At 56.3% G+C, this 9,450-nt stretch carries 8 protein-coding genes; 3 read left to right on the top strand and 5 right to left on the bottom strand.

The features are described from left to right. Positions 1-476 precede the first annotated feature (476 nt). Complete coding sequence (locus VGK48_09420) at positions 477-1,049, top strand: Uma2 family endonuclease (GenBank protein HEY2381386.1); 573 nt, start codon at positions 477-479, stop codon at positions 1,047-1,049. 243 nt (positions 1,050-1,292) lie between these two features. Here the strand turns inward: VGK48_09420 and VGK48_09415 are convergent, their stop codons facing one another. Both VGK48_09415 and VGK48_09410 read right to left on the bottom strand, forming a co-directional pair. After that, on the bottom strand, positions 1,293-2,087 hold the full coding sequence (locus tag VGK48_09415; protein HEY2381385.1) for a TIGR03435 family protein: 795 nt from the start codon (positions 2,085-2,087) through the stop codon (positions 1,293-1,295). A 204-nt stretch (positions 2,088-2,291) separates the two neighbouring features. After that, positions 2,292-2,639: a hypothetical protein gene (locus VGK48_09410; protein HEY2381384.1), complete on the bottom strand. Its 348-nt coding sequence runs from the start codon at positions 2,637-2,639 to the stop codon at positions 2,292-2,294. 71 nt (positions 2,640-2,710) lie between these two features. On the opposite strand from VGK48_09410, the gene VGK48_09405 reads away from it, so the two are divergent. Both VGK48_09405 and VGK48_09400 read left to right on the top strand, forming a co-directional pair. Next, on the top strand, positions 2,711-3,712 hold the full coding sequence (locus VGK48_09405; GenBank protein HEY2381383.1) for an MraY family glycosyltransferase: 1,002 nt from the start codon (positions 2,711-2,713) through the stop codon (positions 3,710-3,712). Then, entirely contained in the window at positions 3,709-5,007 is a 1,299-nt protein-coding gene (locus tag VGK48_09400; protein ID HEY2381382.1) for an FAD-dependent oxidoreductase, read from the top strand. The genes VGK48_09405 and VGK48_09400 overlap by 4 nt, the downstream gene beginning before the upstream one ends. 102 nt (positions 5,008-5,109) lie before the next feature. Here the strand turns inward: VGK48_09400 and VGK48_09395 are convergent, their stop codons facing one another. From VGK48_09395 to VGK48_09385, 3 genes are all read right to left on the bottom strand, one after another. Beyond that, complete coding sequence (locus VGK48_09395; GenBank protein HEY2381381.1) at positions 5,110-6,486, bottom strand: sigma-54 dependent transcriptional regulator; 1,377 nt, start codon at positions 6,484-6,486, stop codon at positions 5,110-5,112. Between the two features lie 85 nt (positions 6,487-6,571). Next, positions 6,572-8,137, bottom strand: coding sequence for an ATP-binding protein (locus VGK48_09390; GenBank protein ID HEY2381380.1), 1,566 nt, complete (start codon positions 8,135-8,137; stop codon positions 6,572-6,574). A 3-nt stretch (positions 8,138-8,140) separates the two neighbouring features. Next, positions 8,141-9,355 carry a type II secretion system F family protein gene (locus VGK48_09385; GenBank protein ID HEY2381379.1) on the bottom strand — a complete coding sequence of 405 codons (1,215 nt, stop codon included), beginning with the start codon at positions 9,353-9,355 and terminating at the stop codon, positions 8,141-8,143. Positions 9,356-9,450: the final 95 nt, after the last annotated feature.

The following is a 9,450-nucleotide window of genomic DNA, read 5'->3' as shown; positions in this document are numbered from 1 at the left end:
CCAGTATTACCGGCGCCACAGCTTTGATCGATACGTTTTGTTTTCAGTGAATACTGAAGAGGAGTTGCATAGCCCGAAAGCGGAACCGGATAACACCCTTGTCCCTGATCATGACCACTGCCGGGATTCGTCCCCGACGTCATGCCCGAATCCCGTCCTCCCGGAGAAAACTCCGAGCTAGGTTTGGTGTATTCCCCTTCCGGGCGGAATACCTTCCCCCCGGAAAATAATGCGTGCCCCTTCCGGGGGAATGCCTTCCCCCGGAAATGTAATCAGCCGGCTATACCCAGTTCACAGTCGGCCACGGCGACGTCGTACGCCGCGATATACAAAGCCCGCCCGTTCATAGGGCGATCATAGCCAAAGCCGAGCGCCTGTTCGAAACTGGCAAGCTTGGGAACGTGGCTGCGGCTTGCCGGCTCGCCGGCAGCCACTGCGCGTCGCGAAATGCTGCCTGGCTTTGATATAGTGACGCCATGTCCTCTGAACGTAAGGATCGGCTGAACCCTGAAGAGTATCTATCGCTCGAACGTAAGGCCGCTGTCCGAAGTGAATATCTGGATGGGGATATGGTGGCGATGAGCGGAGAAAGCCGCGAGCACAACCTTATCATCACGAATTTTGTGGCGGAGCTCCGCTTCCGCCTGAAAGGCAGGTCCTGCGAGGTTTACGCCAGCGATATGAGGCCCAAAGTCTCCGCCACCGGGCTATATACCTACCCTGACATCAGCGTCGTACGCGGCGATGCGCAATTCGAAGACGCCGAAGTCGACACGCTGATCAATCCAGTTGTCATCGCTGAAGTCCTTTCGGAATCCACTGCCTCCTATGATCGCAATGCGAAGTTTGCCCACTATCGCAAGATACCGTCTCTCGTGGACTATTTACTTGTCGCTCAACACGAACCCCGGATCGAACACTATGTCCGTCAGCCCGAAGGACCATGGCGCCGGTCGGAGATTCGAAAACTGGACGGCATTCTCGACCTGCCGTCGATTCAGTGCTCGGTTCCAATGTTGGAGATCTACGACCGGCTCTTCCATTTGTAAGGCCGGGAATGCGGGATCAAGCACGTTGCCCGCGACCGCGGCTGGGCAGCCCAGTTCAAGGCGCTTTTAGGGAACCGCCGCGGCTATCCACATCTTGTGTTTAGCCAATGCATGGCTCGCCGCGTCGCTCGGATATATAAAACGTTCTACATTACACGCGATTCACCGGACACGAAACGCCCCTCGACACTGGCCACAGCCCGTCTGAATTGTCTATCCTTACTGTGATCTCCATCGATTGAATCAATTCTCCGTGGGAGGGCTTGCATTCTCCACGACCAGAACATCAAGAGGTCCTTTTGCGGCCTCAAGCTTCAGATCCAACTGTTCCTTGAGCGCCGTGAAGATCGATGGCCCCGGCGCATCAGGCTGGTTGGCGTTGATGAAATCGAACTGTAGGTCGATGTTGTAACGGCCTGTGAGTCCCGTGCGGTCCTGCACGATGCGGCCGAGCAGCCGCCGCTGTGTCGATAACATTTCCGCCAGCGGGACCATGGTTGCGCCCTCCAGGATTAAACCGGAAGGGTGAAAGGAAGCGCCAGGGCAGCGGGGCATGGCCGGATCGTCATAGTCCCGGGGCGGTCTGCCGCCCGCGCAGGTGCCGTCCCATGTCTTGAGCTTGGAACCCGGCTTGCCGTCGCGATCGAGGACAAGCGCGTATACATCGATCTGCCGAGTTTCCCAACGCGTCTGAACAGCAAATCTCTCCTCGAGTAGTTTCCGCAACATCAGACGGAATTGCCGATCGTCGGGATTACCCTGCGCGACGGCTTCAATCGTGAAACGGTCGCGAGCAATCCACGCCGGCCCGCCGCTCACGTTCATCGCTGTGCTGAGGCCGGTTCCGTAGGCTTGGTAGAGCAGGTCCCTCAAAGTCATGTTACGGTAGGTGATTCGGCCCGGACTGCTGTCGCGCATGACTCCGCTTTGCGGGTCGTTCGTCGCCGCGGGTTTCACTGTAGCCGCCTCAAAGCCGACTTGCCGGCCTGAAAGGGCCGTTGCAAACGCAATGAAAGAGATGATCAAGGCGTACTTCATCTGTTTTTCTCCCTGTAGGCGCAAATGATCCTACGGCTTTGCCCCCGCGTTGCCAATAATCTAAAAGATAGGGCGGCGCTGCGGCGGGAAAAAGCATCGGATAGATAAGTGTAGGAAGGATAAGTGGTGCCTGTAGAATGCCGTATAACGCGCATGTAATCAGTCGGCCACACACAGTTCACAGTCGGCCACGGCACGGATAAGTCAGCGGCTTTCTGGTCCAGTTCTGGGAATAACGCGGCACAGCAGGGATAGCGGAGCGGGTGGCGCACGATTTTTGGGCGAGCGATTCCCTCTCCGCTTCAGCGATCCGAACACGGCGCGGACGAAGATTCCCAGCACCTCGTTCAGCAACGCTCCGTCAAACGCGACGCGGTAACGCAGCGCGAACGGCGAGAGCACCCATTGCTGTACGGAAACCGCCGGAATCAACGATCGACCAGGTGCGCGGCCGTATCTGGCATGCGTCTGCCGCCACACGACGAACATACCGCGCACGACTTCGAGACCAAATTTCAGCGGACAACGTCCGCTGTCGCTTGTCGAGGCCAAATTGAAGTTCCTGAATTTTTAGCGTAATTTCCATTTGTCGTCTCGATGCCTCTGTGGGAAGGTGTAGCGTGATGGAGACGATTCGATACGCAGGAGCGTTTGTTCTCAGCTTTGTTTTTGCCCTCTACTGGACGCCTTTGATGCGGAAGGCGGCGCTGCAGTTGGGTATTGTGGACGCGCCGGACGGCCAACTGAAGAAACACAGGGATCCCGTACCTTATCTTGGCGGCCTGGCGGTATTCGCCGCATTTCTCTTCACCGTCGGCGTGTTCACCGATTTCGGTCAGGAGACACTGGGACTGCTTCTGTCGGGCAGCATCGTTCTGATGGTTGGTCTGCTCGATGATTTCGGCGCCATGACTCCCATTCAAAAGCTGCTGGGCCAGGCGCTGGCTGCGCTGGTCCTCATCAAATCCGGGACCTACATCAAGCTCGACTTTCTGCCCCTCTGGTTCGCCATACCGTTGACGGTTTTCTGGATTGTCGCCGTGACGAACGCGCTGAACATCATCGATATTCTCGACGGTCTGGCTTCAGGCGTTGGAGTGATCGCCGCGATTTCCATCGCGATTGCGAATTTCATGGCAGGCCGCAACGCAGTCGCCCTGCTCTGTATCGTCCTGGCGGGTTCGGTGCTCGGCTTTTTGCGCCACAATTTCTTTCCGGCCAAGATTTACCTGGGAGACGCTGGAAGTCTTTTCATTGGATTCATGCTGGCGGCCCTCTCCATGAATGCCGGATATACACGCGCAAACCTCTTGGCCGTCGTGAGCCCGGTGCTCATCCTCGGGATACCGCTTTTTGACCTCTCGCTGGTGATGTGGATTCGCTGGCACAACGGAATTCCCGTGATGAAAGGCAGCCCCGACCATTTTGCATTGCGCCTGCGCCGGTGCAAACTGTCGGTCCGCGAGACGGCAGTCACAACCTATATCATTGGAATCCTTCTCAGCGGCGTAGCGTTGTTGATGAGCCATGTCACGCTGGAATGGGCGGCGGCAACCATGTGCGGCACACTGTCTGCTGCCTGCCTCTCTGCCTACCTGCTGATGAAGGTCGATATGCGTCCATGAGCGGGAAGGTCGTCATCCTCGGTGGCGGTCTTGCCGGAGTAAGCGCTGCATATCATCTGGTCGATCACGATCCCATCCTGTTCGAAAAAGATGCAGCAGTCGGCGGCCTGTGCCAGTCTTTCACGCAGGACGGATTCACCTTCGACTGTACCGGGCATCTCATTCACCTGAAGAACCAGTACACGAAGGACCTGGTCGCGAAAATCCTGCCGGACGCCTTCAATGCCCACGAACGCCTCGCAGCGATTCATTCAAAATCAGTAACCACTCCGTACCCTTTTCAGGCGAATACGTACGGCCTTCCGCCGGAAGTGGTCAAAGAGTGCGTTGTCGGGTTCGTGGAGAGTATGCAGGGCCTTGCCAACGGCGGGCCGAAAAATTTTCATGACTGGGTGCTTCGCACCTTCGGTACGGGTATCGCGAAGCATTTCATGCTTCCCTACAACGAAAAGTTCTGGAAGCAGGATCTGCGGACGATCACTTCCGATTGGGTCAGCTGGTCGATTCCCAAGCCTACGCTTGAAGAAGTCGTCAACGGCGCGCTTGGCTTGACGAACAAAGGAATGGGCTACAACCCGAAATTCATCTATCCGAAGCATGGCGGTATCGACTGCCTGCCTCAGGCTCTGGCGCGGCCCGTACGCCGGATACACGTGAATGAGTCCGTCCAGAGCATCGACCCGAAAAAGAAATGCCTTCGCATGGCCAACGGGCGTGAAGAAACCTACGACTATCTGATCTCCACGCTTCCGCTGCCGACGACGTTCAAAATATTAGGCGACACTCCGGATTCTCTGATTGCCGGCGCCAACGGGCTGCAGGCCATTTCGGTATTGAATATCAACATCGGCGTGGATCGTCCGGGCATCAGCAACCAGCATTGGGTTTACTTCCCTGAGGACCAGTACGTCTTCTCACGGGTCGGCTTTCCGATGAATTTTTCCAAAGCCGTAGCGCCGGAAGGCACCAGTTCCGTCTATATCGAGATCACACATCAGCCGAAGGAAAAGCTCAACGTCGAGGAGATGTTTGAGCGCTCGTTACGCGACTTGCAGAAGTGCGGCATCCTCGATGCGGGCGATCGCATCCTGACAAGACATGTCCTCGACATCCGCTTCGCGTATGTCGTGTTTGACGAACACCGCCAGGCACATCTACAGACCCTGGTCGACTATCTCGAATCGCGCGATATCTATACCGCAGGCAGGTACGGGCGCTGGGACTACTACTCGATGGAGGATTCCATCCTCAGCGGGAAAGCGGCTGCCGAAAACGTCAGAGCAAAGACAGGTTAGTTAGCCGCAGATGACGCAGATTACGCAGATGGGGCGTCCAAATTTGATGGTGTCCCCATCTTCGTAATCCGCGGCATCTGCGGCTAATAACCAGCTTTCGCGTCAGGACGGGATATTGTATTTCTGCATGTAGTGCCGGAACGACCGGTACGACATCTTGAGCAGTTCCGCCGCTTTGACTTGAACGCCGTCTTTACGCCGCAGCGCTTCTTCCAGAAACGCCTTTTGAAGGCTCTCGACGTATGCCTCCAGATCGAAACCTTCATCCGGAAAATTCGTGATCATCCGCATTCCGGAATTCGTGGCCACGCTTTCGGGCAGGTGCTGGGCTGAAAGTTCGTTGAGGGTTTCGAGAATAAAGGCGCGCTCCATGGCGTTTTCAAGCTCGCGGACATTTCCGGGCCAATCGTACGCTTCCATTTTCTTCAAGGCTTCATCGGAGATGCGATCGATCTTCTTGCCAATCGACGCATTCAGACGAGTGAGGAAATGGTCTGCCAGCAAAGGTATGTCGTCGCGGCGATGCCTCAACGGCGGAAGTTCGAGCGGGATAACGCTGACGCGGTAAAAGAGGTCTTCGCGGAACTGATTTTCGCGCACCATCTCGGAAAGATCGCGATTCGTCGCGGCAATGATCCGGACGTCGACCGGGACTTCCTCGGTTCCGCCGACCCGGCGGATGCTCCGCTCCTGCAGCACGCGCAGAAGCTTCACCTGCATGGCCAGGCTGGTATCTCCCACCTCATCGAGAAAAATCGTGCCCTTATCCGCGACTTCGAACAGCCCTTTCTTATTTGCCGTAGCGCCTGTAAATGAACCGCGCATATAGCCGAAGAGTTCGCTTTCGAGCAGGGTCTCGGTAAAGGCGCCGCAGTTGACGGAAACGAAAGCCTCGTCGGAACGCGGACTATTCAGATGAATGGCCTTCGCCACAAGCTCCTTGCCGGTGCCGCTCTCGCCGGTTATCAAAACCGTGCTGTTGGTCGCGCTGACGACCTCGATCATCTTGTAGAGCTCTTGCATTTTCTTGCTCTTGCCGATGAGGTTCCCCATGCCATGAACTTTCTTGAATTCACGGCGCAGGTAGGTGTTTTCTTCGCGAAGGCGTCTGTTTTCCAGCGCGCTGTAGACCACGAGCTTCAGCTCTTCCATGAAGTTCTCGGTCTTGAGAATGTAATCGTAGGCGCCCATCTTCAGGGCCTGAATGGCGGTTTCGGCGCTGGCAAATGCCGTCAGGAGGATGAATTGGCCGTTAAACGTCGTCTGCCGCAGCCGGCGGAGGAAATCGATACCCGACATGTCCACCATCTTTATATCCGAGATGATGAGATCGAATTCGGATCCTCTGACCTGAGCCAGTCCTTCTTCCGCGCTCGAAGCGCTGCTGACAACAAAGCCCTCCTTCTTTAGGAAGATTTCGAGCAACTCGCGAAGCGAACGTTCATCGTCGACTATGAGAATCTTTGCGCGTTTAAGCATTTAATTGATGGCTGCGCCCTATCGTTTGATGTTTCGCGCTATCGCGCTCACGCTTCGCGCGGGCTTGCGAAGCCGCTCGTGTCTTCTATAGATCAATGACAAATGTCGTCCCAATGCCTTTCTGGGACTGGACCGAAATCGTACCGTTATGGGCCGTGATGATTTGATAGACAATCGGGAGACCCAGGCCGGTCCCGTTTCGAAACGAGGAATTGAACGGGACGAACAACCGTTTGAGCTGCTCCTCGCCAAGCCCGATGCCCGTATCTTCGAACTGAATCAGTGCATTCCCGTTCCGGCCTTCGAGCGAGATCGAAAGCGTGCCGCCGTCCAGCATTGCCTTGAAGGCATTCGAGGCGAGGTTGTAGAACACCTGCCGCATCATGCTTTCGTCGACGCTCGCCTTCACCGGTCTCAGCCAGGTTTCGATGCGGTGCGTTTGTTTCAACTCAGGACTGTTCCGCATGAGCTGCACCGTTTCGGAGATCAGTTCGGCCAGATCGACCTCTCTCCGGTTTGGCGTCATTGGCCGGGCGTAACCCAGAAAACCCGTGATCGTTCGATTCAGTCTTTCGGTTTCACGCGTGATGATTTCCACCAGCTGCCGCTGGTCGGTCGACAACTGCAAGTCCGACTGCAGCAAACTGAACGACCCGGCAATCGAGGCAAGAGGATTTCGTATCTCATGCGCAATGCCGGCGGACATCGCTCCGATGGCGGCCATTTGTTCCTTCTGCCGCATCTGCCGTTCAAGCAGGCGCAATTCCGTGACATCGTCGAAATTCCAGACGTAGCCGGCGGTGTTCTTTTCGTCGATCATCACGGGCGCCACGGAAAAGCGGAGGTTGACGGCAATGCCGTCTTTGCGCGTTGTCGAAATCTCGAACTGGCCCGAATCGACCTTCGGAAGCATCCCCGGAAACATCTCCCAGACCGTCAGCTGCAGCGCTTCGTCCATTCGAAAACCGCTGATTTCCTGTGCAGCACGATTGAAAAGATAGACCCGGCCCTCGATATCCGATGTAATTAGCCCCGTGCCCAGGCTGTCCATGATCCGGTCGCTGAATGCTTGAAGGAAGGCAACCTGACCGGTCGACTTTTGAAGCTCGACACCCGTGCGTCTCCAGCTTTCCGCCAGGAAATTCGACAGGAATGCCACGGAACAGAAACCGAAAATGTTCAGGCTGATGTGATACTGCAGCGGTATGAGTTCGGGGCGGACAAGGCCAGTCGTCCGAATGACGCCAAAATACGCCAGGTCCATGTGTGCAAAATGCAGCACCGAACTGACCGTTCCTGCGACGAAGGCGCCCCGGCGTTCGAGCAGAATGCTCGACATGACGATCTCCAGGAAGTACAGGGACGAAAAATAACTGTCATAGCCGCCCGTACGATTGACCATCCACGTAATAAGGAAGAGGTCGACGGCAATCTGGGCATACGACTGCCCGACGTACGACTGGTTCAACTTCAACAGGCCGAACCAGCATGCCGAGAGGGCGTAGACCGCCAACAAGAGACCAAATAAATCGACCCGCGTATCGGCGTTCTGAATCGCCTCGGCGGCGATGAAGATCGTGAAAACGGCAAGCCGGACATCGATCAGCCGCAGGAGCCATTTGCGGCGATCCGGTATGGCAATCTCAGCCATTAGTTATTTGCTGAGTTGTCCGACCAGCGTGAAGATAGGCAGGTACATTGAAATGACGATGCCGCCGACGACGACGCCGAGCACGACGATCATCATCGGTTCCATCGCCGTCATAAGATCGCCCACCGCAGAGTCGACCTCTTCTTCGTAAAAATCGGCGATTTTCGTGAGCATGGTTTCCAGCGCGCCCGCCTGCTCGCCGACTCCAATCATCGACACGACCATCGACGGGAAGACGCCGGATGCCTTCAGAGGATCCACGATGGTGCGGCCTTCCTCGATGGCCTTTTTTACGCTCATGATCGCCTCTTCCACAACGGCGTTTCCCGCCGTCGATGCCGTGATCTCGAGACAATCCAGAATAGGCACGCCGCTGGCGATCAGCGTGGCCATGGTGCGCGTGAACCGCGCCACGGCGATCTTGCGCATCAGAGGCCCGAAGATCGGCGTCTTGAGGAGGTACTTGTCCACAAGATAGCGCCCATTCGGCGTCGCGTAATACGCTTTGAAGCCGAAAATGATCAGACCGATGCCGATCGCGACCAGAATGCCGTAGTGTCCGACAAATTTGCTGGACGCAATGACGATTCGCGTGGGCAACGGCAAATCGACATTCATGCTTTCGAACAGTTCGGTGAACGCCGGAACGACTTTCCAGAGAATCAGTGTAATGACGCCCCCGGCAATGACGACAACGGCGATCGGGTAAACCATCGCCGACTGCACGGCTCGTTTCAACTTGACGGCTTTTTCGATGTAGACGGATAAACGCTGGAAGATCGTATCGAGAATACCGCCCGTCTCACCGGCCGCGACCATGTTGGTGTACAGGTCGTCGAAGACCTTCGGGTAGTTCTTCATCGACTGCGCGAGGGCGTTTCCGGACTCCACTTCGTTGGTCACGCCTTTGATGGCTGCAGCAAACTTCTTGTTTTCCTGCGTTTCCGCAAGTATCTGCAAACACTGGACCAGTGGCACGCCGGAATCGATCATTACCGAAAACTGGCGGGTGAACACGGCCACGTCTTTCGGAGTGGGGTTTCCGCCGAACTCGAGAGCCGCCAGAGCCCCGCCGCGGGCCTTCTTCTCCTGCGCATCCAACAACAAAATCTGTTCCCGCCGGAGCGCGAGCGCAAGCGCCTGCCGGTTATCGGCCGCACGCTCACCGGAAATCCGTTCACCCTTGCGATTTTGTCCTTTGAATGTAAAAACTGCCATAACGTCCCTCTATCAATTGATGGCTGCGCCCTGCCGCTTGATGTTTCGCACTATCGCGCTCACGCTTTGCGCGGGCTTGCACTCGCGCCGCTCGT

It is taken from the genome of Terriglobia bacterium, from assembly GCA_036496425.1.
Taxonomy (GTDB): Bacteria; Acidobacteriota; Terriglobia; order 20CM-2-55-15; family 20CM-2-55-15; genus 20CM-2-55-15.
Note: the sequence above shows the minus strand (reverse complement) of the source record. Positions and strands in the feature narration are given on the sequence as shown.

What these genes read in the sequence shown, in the direction of transcription:
- VGK48_09420 (HEY2381386.1), top strand. Translation starts at nt 477, where the DNA reads ATGTCCTCTGAACGTAAGGATCGGCTGAACCCTGAAGAGTATCTATCG.
- VGK48_09415 (HEY2381385.1), bottom strand. Translation starts at nt 2,087, where the DNA reads ATGAAGTACGCCTTGATCATCTCTTTCATTGCGTTTGCAACGGCCCTT.
- VGK48_09405 (HEY2381383.1), top strand. Translation starts at nt 2,711, where the DNA reads ATGGAGACGATTCGATACGCAGGAGCGTTTGTTCTCAGCTTTGTTTTT.
- VGK48_09400 (HEY2381382.1), top strand. Translation starts at nt 3,709, where the DNA reads ATGAGCGGGAAGGTCGTCATCCTCGGTGGCGGTCTTGCCGGAGTAAGC.
- VGK48_09395 (HEY2381381.1), bottom strand. Translation starts at nt 6,486, where the DNA reads ATGCTTAAACGCGCAAAGATTCTCATAGTCGACGATGAACGTTCGCTT.
- VGK48_09390 (HEY2381380.1), bottom strand. Translation starts at nt 8,137, where the DNA reads ATGGCTGAGATTGCCATACCGGATCGCCGCAAATGGCTCCTGCGGCTG.
- VGK48_09385 (HEY2381379.1), bottom strand. Translation starts at nt 9,355, where the DNA reads ATGGCAGTTTTTACATTCAAAGGACAAAATCGCAAGGGTGAACGGATT.